Origin of the sequence: Streptomyces sp. NBC_00354, assembly GCF_036106915.1 — a bacterium.
In the GTDB taxonomy this organism is placed as follows: Bacteria; Actinomycetota; Actinomycetes; order Streptomycetales; family Streptomycetaceae; genus Streptomyces.
In genome coordinates this window covers 3,541,798-3,556,009 of the sequence record NZ_CP107983.1, presented here as the reverse complement: position 1 = coordinate 3,556,009, position 14,212 = coordinate 3,541,798, and the positions used below count along the sequence as shown (strand labels likewise).

General features: G+C 65.2%; 27 protein-coding genes. All 27 read left to right on the top strand.

Annotated features, from left to right (window positions below; all coding sequences use genetic code 11):
* Positions 1–14: 14 nt before the first annotated feature.
* The 27 genes from rplC to rpsK all read left to right on the top strand — a co-directional run bounded on the left by rplC (position 15) and on the right by rpsK (position 14,125).
* Positions 15–659, top strand: a complete 645-nt coding sequence (gene rplC, locus OHT74_RS15830) for a 50S ribosomal protein L3 (protein WP_007265899.1) — start codon at positions 15–17, stop codon at positions 657–659.
* Positions 660–664: 5 nt separating this feature from the next.
* Positions 665–1,315, top strand: a complete 651-nt coding sequence (rplD, locus tag OHT74_RS15825) for a 50S ribosomal protein L4 (RefSeq protein WP_030008466.1) — start codon at positions 665–667, stop codon at positions 1,313–1,315.
* Positions 1,315–1,638, top strand: a complete 324-nt coding sequence (gene rplW / locus OHT74_RS15820; protein ID WP_030154694.1) for a 50S ribosomal protein L23 — start codon at positions 1,315–1,317, stop codon at positions 1,636–1,638. Before rplD ends, rplW begins: the two co-directional genes overlap by 1 nt.
* A gap of 39 nt (positions 1,639–1,677) precedes the next feature.
* Entirely contained in the window at positions 1,678–2,514 is an 837-nt protein-coding gene (gene rplB / locus OHT74_RS15815) for a 50S ribosomal protein L2 (protein WP_266664742.1), read from the top strand.
* Positions 2,515–2,526: 12 nt separating this feature from the next.
* Entirely contained in the window at positions 2,527–2,808 is a 282-nt protein-coding gene (gene rpsS / locus OHT74_RS15810) for a 30S ribosomal protein S19 (protein WP_008739713.1), read from the top strand.
* 43 nt (positions 2,809–2,851) lie between these two features.
* The gene (gene rplV / locus OHT74_RS15805) at positions 2,852–3,199 is read left to right on the top strand and encodes a 50S ribosomal protein L22 (RefSeq protein ID WP_037792011.1); all 348 of its coding nucleotides are present in this window, start codon (positions 2,852–2,854) and stop codon (positions 3,197–3,199) included.
* Complete coding sequence (rpsC, locus tag OHT74_RS15800) at positions 3,199–4,041, top strand: 30S ribosomal protein S3 (protein WP_266626437.1); 843 nt, start codon at positions 3,199–3,201, stop codon at positions 4,039–4,041. The genes rplV and rpsC overlap by 1 nt, the downstream gene beginning before the upstream one ends.
* A 5-nt stretch (positions 4,042–4,046) precedes the next feature.
* On the top strand, positions 4,047–4,466 hold the full coding sequence (gene rplP / locus OHT74_RS15795; protein WP_030026326.1) for a 50S ribosomal protein L16: 420 nt from the start codon (positions 4,047–4,049) through the stop codon (positions 4,464–4,466).
* A complete protein-coding gene (gene rpmC, locus OHT74_RS15790; protein ID WP_008739703.1) occupies positions 4,466–4,690 on the top strand; it encodes a 50S ribosomal protein L29 in 225 nt (74 codons plus the stop codon). Before rplP ends, rpmC begins: the two co-directional genes overlap by 1 nt.
* Positions 4,690–4,971, top strand: a complete 282-nt coding sequence (gene rpsQ, locus OHT74_RS15785) for a 30S ribosomal protein S17 (protein WP_266664738.1) — start codon at positions 4,690–4,692, stop codon at positions 4,969–4,971. Before rpmC ends, rpsQ begins: the two co-directional genes overlap by 1 nt.
* 101 nt (positions 4,972–5,072) lie before the next feature.
* Positions 5,073–5,441: a 50S ribosomal protein L14 gene (rplN, locus tag OHT74_RS15780; protein ID WP_008739701.1), complete on the top strand. Its 369-nt coding sequence runs from the start codon at positions 5,073–5,075 to the stop codon at positions 5,439–5,441.
* A gap of 2 nt (positions 5,442–5,443) precedes the next feature.
* Positions 5,444–5,767: a 50S ribosomal protein L24 gene (gene rplX / locus OHT74_RS15775; RefSeq protein ID WP_266626434.1), complete on the top strand. Its 324-nt coding sequence runs from the start codon at positions 5,444–5,446 to the stop codon at positions 5,765–5,767.
* A complete protein-coding gene (gene rplE / locus OHT74_RS15770; RefSeq protein WP_030154702.1) occupies positions 5,767–6,318 on the top strand; it encodes a 50S ribosomal protein L5 in 552 nt (183 codons plus the stop codon). Before rplX ends, rplE begins: the two co-directional genes overlap by 1 nt.
* Before the next feature lie 5 nt (positions 6,319–6,323).
* A complete protein-coding gene (locus tag OHT74_RS15765) occupies positions 6,324–6,509 on the top strand; it encodes a type Z 30S ribosomal protein S14 (protein ID WP_003956452.1) in 186 nt (61 codons plus the stop codon).
* 223 nt (positions 6,510–6,732) lie between these two features.
* Complete coding sequence (gene rpsH / locus OHT74_RS15760) at positions 6,733–7,131, top strand: 30S ribosomal protein S8 (RefSeq protein ID WP_007265911.1); 399 nt, start codon at positions 6,733–6,735, stop codon at positions 7,129–7,131.
* 20 nt (positions 7,132–7,151) lie between these two features.
* Positions 7,152–7,691 carry a 50S ribosomal protein L6 gene (rplF, locus tag OHT74_RS15755; RefSeq protein ID WP_328620547.1) on the top strand — a complete coding sequence of 180 codons (540 nt, stop codon included), beginning with the start codon at positions 7,152–7,154 and terminating at the stop codon, positions 7,689–7,691.
* Positions 7,692–7,693: 2 nt separating this feature from the next.
* Positions 7,694–8,077, top strand: coding sequence for a 50S ribosomal protein L18 (gene rplR, locus OHT74_RS15750; RefSeq protein ID WP_008739696.1), 384 nt, complete (start codon positions 7,694–7,696; stop codon positions 8,075–8,077).
* 45 nt (positions 8,078–8,122) lie between these two features.
* Positions 8,123–8,725, top strand: a complete 603-nt coding sequence (gene rpsE, locus OHT74_RS15745) for a 30S ribosomal protein S5 (protein WP_073912880.1) — start codon at positions 8,123–8,125, stop codon at positions 8,723–8,725.
* Positions 8,725–8,907: a 50S ribosomal protein L30 gene (gene rpmD, locus OHT74_RS15740; RefSeq protein WP_053682614.1), complete on the top strand. Its 183-nt coding sequence runs from the start codon at positions 8,725–8,727 to the stop codon at positions 8,905–8,907. Before rpsE ends, rpmD begins: the two co-directional genes overlap by 1 nt.
* A 2-nt stretch (positions 8,908–8,909) precedes the next feature.
* Entirely contained in the window at positions 8,910–9,365 is a 456-nt protein-coding gene (rplO, locus tag OHT74_RS15735; protein ID WP_030154704.1) for a 50S ribosomal protein L15, read from the top strand.
* 188 nt (positions 9,366–9,553) lie between these two features.
* Entirely contained in the window at positions 9,554–10,867 is a 1,314-nt protein-coding gene (gene secY / locus OHT74_RS15730) for a preprotein translocase subunit SecY (RefSeq protein ID WP_136227546.1), read from the top strand.
* Positions 10,867–11,514, top strand: coding sequence for an adenylate kinase (locus OHT74_RS15725; protein ID WP_030298220.1), 648 nt, complete (start codon positions 10,867–10,869; stop codon positions 11,512–11,514). The genes secY and OHT74_RS15725 overlap by 1 nt, the downstream gene beginning before the upstream one ends.
* Before the next feature lie 170 nt (positions 11,515–11,684).
* Positions 11,685–12,536, top strand: a complete 852-nt coding sequence (gene map / locus OHT74_RS15720) for a type I methionyl aminopeptidase (RefSeq protein WP_266996570.1) — start codon at positions 11,685–11,687, stop codon at positions 12,534–12,536.
* Positions 12,537–12,676: 140 nt separating this feature from the next.
* Positions 12,677–12,898 carry a translation initiation factor IF-1 gene (gene infA / locus OHT74_RS15715; protein WP_003956442.1) on the top strand — a complete coding sequence of 74 codons (222 nt, stop codon included), beginning with the start codon at positions 12,677–12,679 and terminating at the stop codon, positions 12,896–12,898.
* A 74-nt stretch (positions 12,899–12,972) separates the two neighbouring features.
* Complete coding sequence (rpmJ, locus tag OHT74_RS15710) at positions 12,973–13,086, top strand: 50S ribosomal protein L36 (RefSeq protein ID WP_003956441.1); 114 nt, start codon at positions 12,973–12,975, stop codon at positions 13,084–13,086.
* 199 nt (positions 13,087–13,285) lie between these two features.
* A complete protein-coding gene (gene rpsM, locus OHT74_RS15705) occupies positions 13,286–13,666 on the top strand; it encodes a 30S ribosomal protein S13 (RefSeq protein WP_266664727.1) in 381 nt (126 codons plus the stop codon).
* A gap of 54 nt (positions 13,667–13,720) precedes the next feature.
* On the top strand, positions 13,721–14,125 hold the full coding sequence (gene rpsK / locus OHT74_RS15700) for a 30S ribosomal protein S11 (RefSeq protein ID WP_003956432.1): 405 nt from the start codon (positions 13,721–13,723) through the stop codon (positions 14,123–14,125).
* Positions 14,126–14,212 lie beyond the last annotated feature (87 nt).

The window sequence follows — 14,212 nt, the reverse complement described above, 5'->3', positions numbered from 1 at the left end:
GAGGCGTCGAGAAGATGGCAAAGCAGATCAAGGGCGTCCTGGGCGAGAAGCTCGGCATGACCCAGGTCTGGGACGAGAACAACCGTGTCGTCCCGGTGACCGTTGTCAAGGCCGGGCCCTGCGTCGTTACCCAGGTCCGTACGAACGACATCGACGGCTACGAGTCGGTCCAGATCGCCTTCGGCGAGATCGACCCGCGCAAGGTGAACAAGCCCCTCAAGGGCCACTTCGCCAAGGCCGACGTGACCCCCCGCCGCCACCTGGTGGAGCTCCGCACCTCCGACGCCAGCGAGTACACGCTCGGCCAGGAGATCACTGCTGAGGTGTTCGAGTCCGGCGTCAAGGTTGACGTCACGGGCAACAGCAAGGGCAAGGGCTTCGCCGGTGTCATGAAGCGGCACAACTTCCGGGGCCTCGGCGCCGGTCACGGTGTGCAGCGCAAGCACCGCTCCCCCGGTTCGATCGGTGGCTGCGCCACCCCTGGGCGTGTCTTCAAGGGCATGCGCATGGCCGGTCGTATGGGCAACGAGCGCGTCACCACCCAGAACCTGACCATCCACGCGGTTGACGCGGAGAAGGGTCTGCTCCTCATCAAGGGCGCAGTCCCCGGTCCGAACGGCGGCCTCGTCCTGGTCCGTACCGCGGCCAAGGGGGCTTGAGGTTAATGAGCACCATTGACATCCTTTCGCCGGCAGGCGACAAGGCCGGTACCGTCGAGCTCCCCGCGGAGATCTTCGACGCGAAGACCAGCGTTCCGCTGATCCACCAGGTCGTTGTCGCCCAGCTGGCTGCTGCCCGTCAGGGCACGCACAAGACCAAGCGTCGTGGCGAAGTCCGTGGTGGTGGCCGCAAGCCGTACCGCCAGAAGGGCACCGGCCGCGCGCGTCAGGGTTCGACCCGAGCCCCGCAGTTCGTCGGCGGTGGCGTCGTCCACGGCCCGCAGCCGCGTGACTACTCCCAGCGGACCCCGAAGAAGATGAAGGCCGCCGCCCTCCGCGGTGCCCTCTCGGACCGTGCGCGTCACTCCCGCATCCACGTCGTCACCGGCGTGGTCGAGGGTGCCGCCTCCACGAAGGCCGCCAAGACGCTGTTCGGCAAGATCTCGGAGCGCAAGAACCTGCTCCTGGTCGTCGAGCGTGCCGACGAGGCCGCGTGGCTGTCCGCCCGCAACCTGCCCCAGGTTCACATCCTGGAGCCGGGCCAGCTGAACACGTACGACGTGATCGTCTCTGACGACGTGGTCTTCACTCAGGCCGCTTTCGAGTCCTTCGTGTCTGGCCCCAAGGCCGATGAGACCGAAGGGAGCGACGCCTGATGTCTGAGGCGACCGTTACCAGCAAGACCTTCACTGACCCGCGCGACCTGCTGATCAAGCCGGTTGTCTCGGAGAAGAGCTACGCGCTGCTGGACGAGAACAAGTACACGTTCATCGTCGCGCCCGGCTCCAACAAGACCCAGATCAAGCAGGCCGTGGAAGCGGTCTTCGGGGTCAAGGTCACCGGGGTCAACACGATCAACCGTCAGGGTAAGCGCAAGCGCACCAAGACCGGTTTCGGCAAGCGCGCTGACACCAAGCGCGCCATCGTGACCCTCGCTGAGGGCGACCGAATCGACATCTTCGGCGGCCAGGCCTCCTAACGGAGGTCTAGTCGTCCGGAATCGGACGAGGACTGAGAAATGGGTATCCGCAAGTACAAGCCGACGACCCCGGGCCGTCGTGGCTCCAGCGTCGCCGACTTTGTCGAGATCACGCGGTCCACGCCGGAGAAGTCGCTGGTTCGCCCGCTGCACAGCAAGGGCGGCCGTAACAACACCGGTCGGATCACTGTTCGCCACCAGGGTGGCGGTCACAAGCGCGCCTACCGCGTGATCGACTTCCGTCGTCACGACAAGGACGGCGTGCCGGCCAAGGTCGCGCACATCGAGTACGACCCCAACCGCACCGCGCGCATCGCGCTGCTGCACTACGCCGACGGCGAGAAGCGCTACATCATCGCGCCGAAGGCACTGAAGCAGGGCGACCGGATTGAGAACGGCCCCACGGCCGACATCAAGCCCGGTAACAACCTGGCGCTTCGCAACATCCCGGTCGGTACCACGATCCACGCGATCGAGCTCCGTCCCGGTGGTGGCGCCAAGTTCGCCCGCTCCGCTGGTGCCTCCGTGCAGCTGCTGGCGAAGGAGGGCACGATGGCCCACCTCCGCATGCCGTCCGGCGAGATCCGTCTCGTCGACGCGCGCTGCCGCGCCACGATCGGCGAGGTCGGCAACGCCGAGCAGTCGAACATCAACTGGGGCAAGGCCGGCCGCATGCGCTGGAAGGGCGTTCGCCCGTCCGTCCGCGGTGTCGCGATGAACCCGGTTGACCACCCGCACGGTGGTGGTGAGGGCAAGACCAGTGGTGGTCGCCACCCGGTCTCCCCGTGGGGTCAGAAGGAGGGTCGTACTCGCTCGCCGAAGAAGGCTTCGAGCAAGTACATCGTCCGCCGCCGCAAGACGAACAAGAAGCGCTAGGAGCGGGTTTAGATGCCGCGCAGTCTCAAGAAGGGGCCCTTCGTCGACGACCACCTCGTAAAGAAGGTGGACGTCCAGAACGAAGCCGGCACCAAGAACGTCATCAAGACCTGGTCCCGTCGCTCGATGATCATCCCCAGCATGCTGGGTCACACCATCGCGGTGCACAACGGCAAGACCCACGTCCCGGTGTTCGTCACCGAGTCGATGGTCGGCCACAAGCTCGGCGAGTTCTCGCCGACTCGCACCTTCCGCGGCCACGTCAAGGACGACCGGAAGTCGAAGCGCCGCTAAAGGCGGGGTGGTTACGACTATGACTTACACCGAAGGGACAACCATGGAAGCCAGGGCCCAGGCGCGGTACATCCGCGTCACGCCCATGAAGGCCCGCCGAGTGGTGGACCTTATCCGTGGCATGGATGCCACGGAGGCTCAGGCGGTCCTGCGTTTCGCCCCGCAGGCCGCGAGCGTGCCGGTCGGCAAGGTGCTTGACAGCGCCATTGCCAACGCCGCACACAACTACAACCACCCGGACGCCTCCACGCTGGTCATCAGCGAGGCGTTCGTGGACGAGGGCCCGACCCTGAAGCGGTTCCGTCCGCGTGCGCAGGGCCGTGCCTACCGGATCCGCAAGCGGACCAGCCACATCACCGTGGTCGTCAGCAGCAAGGAAGGTTCCCGGTAATGGGCCAGAAGGTAAACCCGCACGGGTTCCGGCTCGGCATCACCACCGACTTCAAGTCGCGTTGGTACGCCGACAAGCTGTACAAGGACTACGTCAAGGAAGACGTCGCCATCCGTCGGATGATGACGTCCGGCATGGAGCGCGCCGGCATCTCGAAGGTTGAGATCGAGCGCACCCGTGACCGCGTGCGTGTGGACATCCACACCGCTCGTCCGGGCATCGTCATCGGCCGCCGTGGCGCCGAGGCCGACCGCATCCGCGGTGACCTCGAGAAGCTCACGGGCAAGCAGGTCCAGCTGAACATCCTCGAGGTCAAGAACCCCGAGCTCGACGCTCAGCTGGTTGCCCAGGCCGTTGCCGAGCAGCTCTCCTCCCGCGTCTCCTTCCGTCGCGCCATGCGTAAGAGCATGCAGGGCACGATGAAGGCCGGCGCCAAGGGCATCAAGATCCAGTGTGGCGGCCGTCTCGGCGGCGCCGAGATGTCCCGCTCCGAGTTCTACCGCGAGGGTCGTGTGCCGCTGCACACGCTGCGCGCGAACGTGGACTACGGCTTCTTCGAGGCCAAGACCACCTTCGGCCGTATCGGTGTGAAGGTCTGGATCTACAAGGGCGACGTCAAGAACATCGCCGAGGTTCGCGCCGAGAACGCTGCGGCCCGTGCGGGTAACCGCCCGGCCCGTGGTGCAGCAGGCGCTGGCGACCGTCCCGCCGGCCGTGGTGGCCGTGGTGGCGAGCGCGGCGGCCGTGGTGGCCGCAAGCCGCAGCAGGCTGCTGGTGCCGAGGCCCCCAAGGCCGACGCTCCCGCCGCCGCTCCGGCCGAGAGCACCGGAACGGAGGCCTGACCGACATGCTGATCCCTCGTAGGGTCAAGCACCGCAAGCAGCACCACCCGAAGCGCCGCGGTATGGCCAAGGGCGGTACTGAGGTCTCGTTCGGCGAGTACGGCATCCAGGCGCTGACCCCGGCGTACGTGACGAACCGCCAGATCGAGGCGGCTCGTATCGCGATGACCCGCCACATCAAGCGTGGCGGCAAGGTCTGGATCAACATCTACCCGGACCGTCCGCTGACGAAGAAGCCTGCCGAGACCCGCATGGGTTCCGGTAAGGGTTCTCCCGAGTGGTGGATCGCGAACGTGCACCCGGGCCGGGTCATGTTCGAGCTGTCCTACCCGAACGAGAAGATTGCTCGTGAGGCGCTCACCCGCGCTGCTCACAAGCTTCCGATGAAGTGCCGGATTGTTCGGCGCGAGGCAGGTGAGTCGTGATGGCGACGGGAACCAAGGCGTCCGAGCTGCGTGAGCTCGGCAACGAGGAGCTCGTTGGCAAGCTGCGCGAGGCCAAGGAGGAGCTGTTCAAGCTCCGCTTCCAGGCGGCCACGGGTCAGCTGGAGAACAACGGCCGGCTCAAGTCCGTCCGTAAGGACATCGCTCGCATCTACACCCTGATGCACGAGCGTGAGCTCGGTATCGAGACGGTGGAGAGCGCCTGATGAGCGAGAAGAACGTGACTGAGTCGAACGAGCGCGGTTTCCGCAAGACCCGTGAGGGTCTCGTCGTCAGCGACAAGATGGACAAGACCGTCGTCGTCGCCGTCGAGGACCGTGTGAAGCACGCGCTGTACGGCAAGGTCATCCGCCGTACGAACAAGCTCAAGGCTCACGACGAGCAGAACGCTGCCGGCGTCGGCGACCGCGTCCTCATCATGGAGACGCGTCCGCTGTCGGCGAGCAAGCGCTGGCGCATCGTCGAGATCCTCGAGAAGGCCAAGTAATCACCTGAGGGGTTTCCCTCAGGTCAGTTCCGCCAGGCTCGGCGAGGGGTTCCGGTAACGGACCCCTCGCCGGGAACCGGCAGACAAATCAGGAGATACACGTGATCCAGCAGGAGTCGCGACTGCGTATCGCCGACAACACTGGTGCCAAGGAAATCCTTTGCATCCGTGTTCTCGGTGGTTCCGGTCGCCGCTACGCGGGCATCGGTGACGTCATCGTCGCCACCGTCAAGGACGCGATCCCCGGTGGCAACGTGAAGAAGGGTGACGTCGTCAAGGCGGTCATCGTTCGCACCGTCAAGGAGCGCCGCCGCCAGGACGGCTCGTACATCCGCTTCGACGAGAACGCCGCTGTCATTCTCAAGAACGACGGCGACCCTCGTGGCACCCGTATCTTCGGCCCGGTGGGCCGTGAGCTGCGCGAGAAGAAGTTCATGAAGATCATCTCGCTCGCGCCGGAGGTGCTGTAAGCATGAAGATCAAGAAGGGCGACCTGGTTCAGGTCATCACCGGTAAGGACAAGGGCAAGCAGGGCAAGGTCATTCAGGCCATCCCTACTGAGAACCGTGTCCTCGTCGAGGGTGTCAACCGGGTCAAGAAGCACACCAAGGCCGGCCAGACCGCTGGTGGCTCGCAGACCGGTGGCATCGTGATCACCGAGGCGCCGATCCACGTCAGCAACGTTCAGCTGGTTGTGGAGAAGGACGGCCAGAAGGTCGTTACCCGCGTCGGTTTCCGCTTCGACGACGAGGGCAACAAGATCCGCGTTGCCAAGCGGACGGGTGAGGACATCTGATGGCTACCACTCCGCGTCTCAAGACGAAGTACCGCGAGGACATCGCGGGCAAGCTGCGTGAAGAGTTCTCGTACGAGAACGTCATGCAGATCCCCGGCCTCGTGAAGATCGTGGTCAACATGGGTGTGGGCGACGCCGCCCGCGACTCCAAGCTGATCGACGGCGCCATCCGCGACCTCACGACGATCACCGGTCAGAAGCCGGCCGTCACGAAGGCCCGCAAGTCCATCGCGCAGTTCAAGCTGCGTGAGGGTCAGCCGATCGGCTGCCACGTCACCCTCCGTGGTGACCGCATGTGGGAGTTCCTGGACCGTACGCTGTCGCTCGCGCTGCCGCGTATCCGTGACTTCCGTGGTCTGTCGCCGAAGCAGTTCGACGGCCGTGGCAACTACACCTTCGGTCTCACGGAGCAGGTCATGTTCCACGAGATCGACCAGGACAAGATCGACCGTACCCGGGGTATGGACATCACCGTGGTCACCACGGCGACCAACGACGCTGAGGGCCGCGCGCTCCTTCGTCACCTCGGCTTCCCCTTCAAGGAGGCGTAAGCGAGATGGCGAAGAAGGCTCTCATCGCGAAGGCTGCCCGCAAGCCCAAGTTCGGTGTGCGTGCGTACACCCGCTGCCAGCGCTGCGGTCGTCCCCACTCCGTGTACCGCAAGTTCGGCCTGTGCCGCGTCTGCCTTCGTGAGATGGCTCACCGTGGCGAGCTGCCGGGCGTGACCAAGAGCTCCTGGTAATTCCCTCCCGTCCGCAAGGACTTGGGAACTTCCAGGCACTCTCGGTAAGCATCTGGTCGGTGGGTGCCCTGCTCCGCATGCCGTAGGCTTGTGGGGTTGGGCGTCCGCCGTCCATAACGACTTACTACGCCGTAGGTCCCCGCACCGCACCCGTCCCGCCACTGAGTGGGGAGAGGGATGGCGCATACAGGAAACCCCGGCGAGAGAGGCCGAAGGCCACTTCATGACCATGACTGACCCGATCGCAGACATGCTGACCCGTCTGCGTAACGCTAACTCGGCGTACCACGACACCGTCGTGATGCCGCACAGCAAGATCAAGTCGCACATCGCAGAGATCCTCAAGCAGGAGGGTTTCATCACCGGCTGGAAGGTCGAGGACGCCGAGGTCGGCAAGAACCTCGTCCTCGAGCTGAAGTTCGGGCCGAACCGTGAGCGCTCCATCGCGGGCATCAAGCGGATCTCGAAGCCCGGTCTGCGCGTGTACGCGAAGTCCACCAACCTGCCGAAGGTGCTCGGCGGCCTGGGCGTGGCGATCATCTCCACGTCCCACGGTCTCCTCACCGGCCAGCAGGCAGGCAAGAAGGGCGTAGGTGGGGAAGTCCTCGCCTACGTCTGGTAGTCGGGAACGGAGGAAAAGCAATGTCGCGAATCGGCAAGCTCCCCATCCAGGTTCCCGCCGGTGTGGACGTCACCATCGATGGCCGCACGGTCGCAGTGAAGGGCCCCAAGGGTCTCCTTTCGCACACCGTCGCCGCGCCGATCGAGATCGTCAAGGGTGAGGACGGCGTTCTGAACGTCACCCGCCCCAACGACGAGCGTCAGAACAAGGCCCTGCACGGCCTGTCCCGCACGCTGGTGGCGAACATGATCACCGGCGTGACCGCGGGATACGTCAAGGCTCTCGAGATCAGCGGTGTCGGTTACCGCGTCGCCGCGAAGGGCTCCTCCCTGGAGTTCCAGCTTGGTTACAGCCACCCGATCCTGATCGAGGCGCCCGAGGGCATCTCCTTCAAGGTCGAGTCGCCCACCAAGTTCACGGTCGAGGGCATCGACAAGCAGAAGGTCGGCGAGGTCGCCGCCAACATCCGCAAGCTGCGGAAGCCCGACCCGTACAAGGCCAAGGGTGTCAAGTACGCCGGCGAAGTCATCCGCCGCAAGGTCGGAAAGGCTGGTAAGTAGCCATGGCATACGGTGTGAAGATCGCCAAGGGCGACGCGTACAAGCGCGCTGCCAAGGCTCGCCGCCACATCCGCATTCGCAAGAACGTGTCGGGTACGGCGGAGCGTCCGCGCCTCGTCGTGACGCGTTCCAACCGCAACATCGTTGCTCAGGTCATCGACGACCTCCAGGGTCACACCCTGGCGTCCGCGTCGACCCTGGACACCTCGATCCGCGGTGGCGAAGGCGACAAGAGCGCCCAGGCCCAGGCCGTCGGCGCGCTCGTGGCCGAGCGTGCGAAGGCTGCCGGCGTCGAGACCGTTGTCTTTGACCGCGGTGGCAACCGATACGCCGGGCGCATTGCCGCTCTGGCTGACGCCGCCCGCGAAGCCGGGCTGAAGTTCTAAGCCCCGGTTCCGGGACTCACGGACGTAACAGAGAGAGGTAATCCAATGGCTGGACCCCAGCGCCGCGGAAGCGGTGCCGGTGGCGGCGAGCGGCGGGACCGGAAGGGTCGCGACGGTGGCCCTGCCGCCGAGAAGACCGCTTACGTTGAGCGCGTTGTCGCGATCAACCGCGTCGCCAAGGTTGTCAAGGGTGGTCGCCGCTTCAGCTTCACCGCGCTGGTCGTGGTGGGCGACGGTGACGGCACTGTAGGTGTCGGTTACGGCAAGGCCAAGGAAGTTCCCGCGGCCATCGCCAAGGGCGTCGAGGAAGCCAAGAAGAGCTTCTTCAAGGTTCCGCGTATCCAGGGCACCATTCCTCACCCGATCACGGGCGAGCGTGCTGCGGGCGTCGTGCTGCTGAAGCCGGCTTCCCCCGGTACCGGTGTTATCGCCGGTGGCCCGGTGCGCGCCGTTCTGGAGTGCGCCGGCGTTCACGACATCCTGTCGAAGTCGCTCGGCTCTTCCAACGCGATCAACATCGTGCACGCGACCGTGGCGGCCCTCAAGGGCCTGCAGCGTCCCGAGGAGATCGCGGCTCGCCGTGGTCTGCCCCTCGAGGACGTCGCCCCCGCGGCTCTCCTTCGTGCACGTGCCGGGGCGGGTGCGTAATGGCTCGCCTCAAGATCACGCAGACGAAGTCGTACATCGGCAGCAAGCAGAACCACCGCGACACGCTGCGTTCGCTCGGGCTCAAGCGCCTGAACGACGTCGTCGTCAAGGAGGACCGCCCCGAGTTCCGCGGAATGGTGCAGACCGTCCGCCACCTCGTGACGGTTGAGGAGGTTGACTAATCATGGCTGAGAACAGCCCGCTGAAGGCCCACAACCTCCGTCCCGCCCCCGGTGCCAAGACCGCGAAGACCCGTGTCGGTCGTGGTGAGGCGTCGAAGGGTAAGACGGCCGGTCGTGGTACGAAGGGCCAGAAGGCCCGTTACCAGATCCCGCAGCGCTTCGAGGGTGGGCAGATGCCCCTCCACATGCGCCTGCCGAAGCTCAAGGGCTTCAAGAACCCGTTCCGCACCGAGTTCCAGGTCGTGAACCTGGACAAGCTCGGCGCTCTCTACCCCGAGGGTGGAGAGGTCACGGTGGCCGACCTGGTCGCCAAGGGCGCGGTTCGCAAGAACAGCCTCGTCAAGGTCCTGGGCCAGGGCGAGATCTCCGTGGCGCTGACGGTTTCGGTTGACGCCGTTTCCGCCTCCGCCAAGGAGAAGATTGCCGCTGCCGGCGGCACCGTCACCGAGCTCGTCTAAGACGAAACTCTTGTGACAAATAGCTAGAAACCCGACCGGGGATGCCTCACATATGGGGCATCCCCGGTTGGTCGTTCCACGGGGGGCACACTCGCCGGTAAGGTGGCGTGCACCTTTGCTTGTACGTATTCACCGATCCCTCAGACCGTCACCTCTGACGCAGTAGCGCGGGGGTCGCAGGAGGCACCGTGCTCACCGCGTTCGCCCGGGCGTTCAAGACGCCCGACCTGCGCAAGAAGCTGCTCTTCACGCTCGGCATCATCGTGCTGTTCCGGCTCGGGTCCCATATCCCGGTACCCGGCGTGAGCTACAAGAACGTTCAGATCTGTGTCGACCAGGCCGGGAGCAGCAACAGCCTCTTCGGTCTCGTCAACATGTTCAGCGGCGGTGCGCTGCTGCAGATCACGATCTTCGCGCTCGGCATCATGCCGTACATCACGGCGAGCATCATCCTGCAGCTGCTGACCGTGGTCATCCCGAAGCTGGAGAACCTCAAAAAAGAGGGTCAGTCCGGCACGGCGAAGATCACTCAGTACACGCGCTATCTGACGGTCGCACTCGCGATCCTGCAGGGCACCGGCCTCGTCGCCACCGCCCGCACTGGCGCCCTGTTCCAGGGTTGCCAGGTCGCCAGCCAGATCGTTCCGAACCGGTCGATCTTCACCACCATCGTCATGGTCATCACCATGACCGCGGGTACCTGCGTCGTCATGTGGCTCGGTGAGCTCGTGACCGACCGCGGCATCGGCAACGGCATGTCGATCCTGATGTTCATCTCCATCGCCGCCGGCTTCATGGGCGCCCTGTGGCAGATCAAGCTCCAGGGCAAGATCGCCGACGGCTGGGTCGAGTTCGGCGTGGTCATCCTCGTCGGTCTGGCCATGGTCGCGCTCGTCGTCTTCGTCGAGCAGGCGCAGCGACGGATTCCGGTCCAGTACGCGAAGCGCATGATCGGCCGCCGTGCGTACGGGGGCACCTCGACGTACATCCCGCTCAAGGTGAACCAGGCCGGTGTCATCCCGGTCATCTTCGCCTCGTCGCTGCTGTACATCCCGGCGCTGATCGTGCAGTTCAGCGGTTCGACCGCCGGCTGGGCCACCTGGATCCAGAAGCACTTCGTCAAGGGCGACCACCCGTACTACATCGCCGCCTACTTCCTCCTGATCGTCTTCTTCGCGTTCTTCTACGTGGCGATTTCGTTCAACCCCGAGGAAGTTGCAGACAACATGAAGAAGTATGGTGGGTTCATCCCGGGTATCCGTGCCGGTCGACCCACCGCCGAGTACCTGAGCTACGTGCTCAACCGGATCACCTGGCCGGGGTCGCTGTACCTGGGTCTCATCGCTCTTGTGCCGACGATGGCGTTGGCCGGCTTCGGAGCGAACCAGAACTTCCCGTTCGGCGGGACGAGCATCCTCATCATCGTGGGTGTGGGTCTGGAAACCGTGAAGCAGATCGAGAGCCAGCTCCAGCAGCGCAATTACGAAGGGTTCCTCCGCTGATGCGAATCGTCCTCGTCGGACCGCCCGGTGCGGGCAAGGGAACGCAGGCCGCGTTCCTTGCGAAGAACCTGTCGATCCCGCACATCTCCACGGGCGACCTCTTCCGCGCCAACATCAGCCAGAACACCGAGCTGGGTCAGCGTGCGAAGGCGTTCATGGACGCCGGTGACCTCGTCCCCGACGAGATCACCATCGGCATGGCCAAGGACCGGATGGAGCAGCCGGACGCCGTGAACGGCTTCCTGCTGGACGGCTTCCCGCGCAACGTCTCGCAGGCCGAGGCGCTGGACGAGATGCTGCAGACGGCGAGCATGAAGCTCGACGCCGTCCTCGACCTCGAGGTCGAGGAGGACGAGGTGGTCAAGCGCATCGCCGGCCGCCGGATCTGCCGCAACGACTCTGCACACGTCTTCCACGTCGTGTACGCGGCGCCGAAGACCGAGGGCGTCTGCGACGCCTGCGGTGGCGAGCTGTACCAGCGCGACGACGACTCCGAGGCCACGGTCCGCAACCGGCTCGAGGTCTACCACACGCAGACCGAGCCGATCATCGACTACTACAAGGCCCAGGGCCTGCTGGTGACCATCCCGGCCCTCGGTGAGGTCGCGGACGTCACGCAGCGCGCGATGGATGCCCTCAAGAAGTAGTACCCCTGTCTCGTGCAGTACGGCCGCGGTGTCCCCAGGGGCGCCGCGGCCGTCCGCATGAGGCGGGTTTGTGAGACGTCGGCCAATAATTGAGGAACCACAGCGGAGAGTAACCACCTCCGCGAGAGCGGCGGCGGTTCAGCCGCACAAAGACGCGGAAGGCACTTCCCATGGTCCAGATCAAGACCCCCGAGCAGATCGCGAAAATGCGCGAGGCAGGGCTGGTCGTCGCCGCGATCCACGCGGCGACCCGTGAGGCGGCCGTGCCGGGCGCCACGACGCGGGATCTGGACATGGTGGCCCGCAAGGTCATCGCGGATGCCGGGGCCAAGTCGAACTTCCTCGGCTACGGCGGCTTCCCCGCGACGATCTGCACCTCGGTGAACGAGGTCGTCGTCCACGGCATCCCGGACGACAAGACGGTCCTCAAGGACGGCGACATCATCTCGATCGACGCCGGCGCGATCATCGACGGCTGGCACGGCGACGCCGCGTACACGGCCTTCGTGGGCACCGGTCACGCTCCGGAGCTCGTCGAGCTCTCCCGGGTGACCGAGGAGTCCATGTGGGCCGGCATCGCCGCCATGAAGCTCGGCAACCGCCTCGTGGACATCTCCAAGGCGATCGAGACGTACATCAAGCGGCAGCCCCGCCCCAGCACCGGCGAGCACAGCCTCGGCAAGTTCGGGATCATCGAGGACTACGGCGGCCACGGCATCGGGTCCGAGATGCACATGGACCCCCACCTGCTGAACTACGTCTCGCGCAAGCGGGGCAAGGGCATCAAGCTGGTCCCGGGCGTCTGCCTGGCGATCGAGCCGATGGTCTCCCTGGGCACGCCCCAGACGGAGGTCCTGGCGGACGACTGGACGGTCATCACGACGGACGGCACCTGGTCCTCGCACTGGGAGCACTCCATCGCCCTGACGGAGGCCGGGCCCATCGTCCTGACCAGCCCGGACTGCGGCAAGGCGAAGCTGGCGGAGTACGGCGTGACCACGGCGCCCGACCCTCTCGGTTAATGATCTACGCTGTGGGGCAAACTTTCCGGATTCGTCTTTCTGGGTGCCCTGACGTAGACTGACTCGTCGGCTCCTTTGCACCCGCATGTCCACATGTGAAGCAGGGAGCTGATCAAGGTAGCCGATTCGAAGGGCGAAGCGTGGCCAAGAAGCAAGGTGCCATCGAAATCGAGGGCACCGTGATCGAGTCCCTCCCGAACGCGATGTTCAAGGTGGAACTGCAGAACGGTCACAAGGTCCTCGCGCACATCAGCGGCAAGATGCGTATGCACTACATCCGCATCCTCCCGGATGACCGGGTCGTTGTGGAGCTGTCTCCGTACGACCTGACGCGTGGCCGGATCGTCTACCGATACAAGTAGATCTTGTCCTCACTCCTGCCTGGGCGCAATGTCCTGGTACGGGTGGTGGCACTGACCCGGAGAACCTCACCAACATGAAGGTCAAGCCGAGCGTCAAGAAGATCTGCGACAAGTGCAAGGTGATCCGCCGTCACGGTCGGGTCATGGTCATCTGCGACAACCTGCGCCACAAGCAGCGCCAGGGCTGACGCACGCCGACCGACCTGCCTTTCGCAGTTCTTCGCGCGACGTAAGAAAACGTACATACGCAGAATCCGCCCAGCCCTGAGAAGGGCCGGCGGCACCTCCGGCGGGGGCCGGGGACCCGGACGTACCACCACCCATCAGGTGTGGTCGGCGGTCGGGGTTGATTCTGCTGAAGACCCCCGAACACACAGGAGCCATTGAATGGCACGCGTTTCCGGTGTTGACATCCCGCGCGAAAAGCGCGTGGAGATCGCACTTACCTACGTCTTCGGTGTCGGTCGCACCCGGTCCAAGGAGATCCTTGCGGCCACCGGTGTGAACCCCGACACCCGCGTTCGTGACCTGGCCGAAGAGGACCTCGTCAAGATCCGCGAGTACGTGGACGCCAACCTCCGTACCGAGGGTGACCTCCGCCGCGAGATCCAGGGCGACATTCGCCGCAAGATCGAGATCCAGTGCTACCAGGGCATCCGCCACCGTCGTGGCCTGCCGGTGCACGGTCAGCGCACCAGCACGAACGCGCGTACCCGCAAGGGCCCGCGTCGCGCGATCGCCGGTAAGAAGAAGCCGGGCAAGAAGTAGTCCTGTTCAGCGGTCTTGCGCTGTAGGACCGACCACCTCCCGTAGGAGATTTAGATGCCCCCCAAGGGTCGTCAGGGCGCTGCCAAGAAGGTGCGCCGCAAGGAAAAGAAGAACGTCGCTCATGGGCACGCCCACATCAAGAGCACGTTCAACAACACGATCGTCTCGATCACGGACCCCTCGGGCAACGTGATCTCCTGGGCCTCCGCCGGCCACGTCGGCTTCAAGGGCTCGCGCAAGTCCACCCCCTTCGCCGCGCAGATGGCCGCCGAGTCGGCCGCCCGCCGCGCGCAGGAGCACGGCATGCGCAAGGTTGACGTCTTCGTCAAGGGTCCCGGCTCCGGCCGCGAGACCGCGATCCGCTCCCTCCAGGCCACCGGCCTCGAGGTCGGCTCGATCCAGGACGTCACCCCCACCCCGCACAACGGCTGCCGCCCGCCGAAGCGCCGCCGCGTCTGACGCAGCGACGCCTGTGCGTCTTTGAGTGTCCGGGCGGTACGAACCCCTTCGGGGGGACGTACCGCCCGTACCCTTGCTGTACCTGGC

Excerpts from the sequence above, each read along its gene's own strand:
- rplB (WP_266664742.1), top strand. The coding sequence starts at position 1,678 with ATGGGTATCCGCAAGTACAAGCCGACGACCCCGGGCCGTCGTGGCTCC.
- OHT74_RS15765 (WP_003956452.1), top strand. The coding sequence starts at position 6,324 with ATGGCGAAGAAGGCTCTCATCGCGAAGGCTGCCCGCAAGCCCAAGTTC.
- OHT74_RS15725 (WP_030298220.1), top strand. The coding sequence starts at position 10,867 with ATGCGAATCGTCCTCGTCGGACCGCCCGGTGCGGGCAAGGGAACGCAG.
- rpmJ (WP_003956441.1), top strand. The coding sequence starts at position 12,973 with ATGAAGGTCAAGCCGAGCGTCAAGAAGATCTGCGACAAGTGCAAGGTG.
- rpsH (WP_007265911.1), top strand. The coding sequence starts at position 6,733 with ATGACCATGACTGACCCGATCGCAGACATGCTGACCCGTCTGCGTAAC.
- rpsS (WP_008739713.1), top strand. The coding sequence starts at position 2,527 with ATGCCGCGCAGTCTCAAGAAGGGGCCCTTCGTCGACGACCACCTCGTA.
- rplO (WP_030154704.1), top strand. The coding sequence starts at position 8,910 with ATGGCTGAGAACAGCCCGCTGAAGGCCCACAACCTCCGTCCCGCCCCC.
- rplR (WP_008739696.1), top strand. The coding sequence starts at position 7,694 with ATGGCATACGGTGTGAAGATCGCCAAGGGCGACGCGTACAAGCGCGCT.
- rplE (WP_030154702.1), top strand. The coding sequence starts at position 5,767 with ATGGCTACCACTCCGCGTCTCAAGACGAAGTACCGCGAGGACATCGCG.
- rpsM (WP_266664727.1), top strand. The coding sequence starts at position 13,286 with ATGGCACGCGTTTCCGGTGTTGACATCCCGCGCGAAAAGCGCGTGGAG.
- rpmC (WP_008739703.1), top strand. The coding sequence starts at position 4,466 with ATGGCGACGGGAACCAAGGCGTCCGAGCTGCGTGAGCTCGGCAACGAG.
- rpmD (WP_053682614.1), top strand. The coding sequence starts at position 8,725 with ATGGCTCGCCTCAAGATCACGCAGACGAAGTCGTACATCGGCAGCAAG.
- rplW (WP_030154694.1), top strand. The coding sequence starts at position 1,315 with ATGTCTGAGGCGACCGTTACCAGCAAGACCTTCACTGACCCGCGCGAC.
- rplV (WP_037792011.1), top strand. The coding sequence starts at position 2,852 with ATGGAAGCCAGGGCCCAGGCGCGGTACATCCGCGTCACGCCCATGAAG.
- rplX (WP_266626434.1), top strand. The coding sequence starts at position 5,444 with ATGAAGATCAAGAAGGGCGACCTGGTTCAGGTCATCACCGGTAAGGAC.
- rpsE (WP_073912880.1), top strand. The coding sequence starts at position 8,123 with ATGGCTGGACCCCAGCGCCGCGGAAGCGGTGCCGGTGGCGGCGAGCGG.
- rplF (WP_328620547.1), top strand. The coding sequence starts at position 7,152 with ATGTCGCGAATCGGCAAGCTCCCCATCCAGGTTCCCGCCGGTGTGGAC.
- rpsK (WP_003956432.1), top strand. The coding sequence starts at position 13,721 with ATGCCCCCCAAGGGTCGTCAGGGCGCTGCCAAGAAGGTGCGCCGCAAG.
- rpsC (WP_266626437.1), top strand. The coding sequence starts at position 3,199 with ATGGGCCAGAAGGTAAACCCGCACGGGTTCCGGCTCGGCATCACCACC.
- rplP (WP_030026326.1), top strand. The coding sequence starts at position 4,047 with ATGCTGATCCCTCGTAGGGTCAAGCACCGCAAGCAGCACCACCCGAAG.
- rplD (WP_030008466.1), top strand. The coding sequence starts at position 665 with ATGAGCACCATTGACATCCTTTCGCCGGCAGGCGACAAGGCCGGTACC.
- rpsQ (WP_266664738.1), top strand. The coding sequence starts at position 4,690 with ATGAGCGAGAAGAACGTGACTGAGTCGAACGAGCGCGGTTTCCGCAAG.
- map (WP_266996570.1), top strand. The coding sequence starts at position 11,685 with ATGGTCCAGATCAAGACCCCCGAGCAGATCGCGAAAATGCGCGAGGCA.
- rplC (WP_007265899.1), top strand. The coding sequence starts at position 15 with ATGGCAAAGCAGATCAAGGGCGTCCTGGGCGAGAAGCTCGGCATGACC.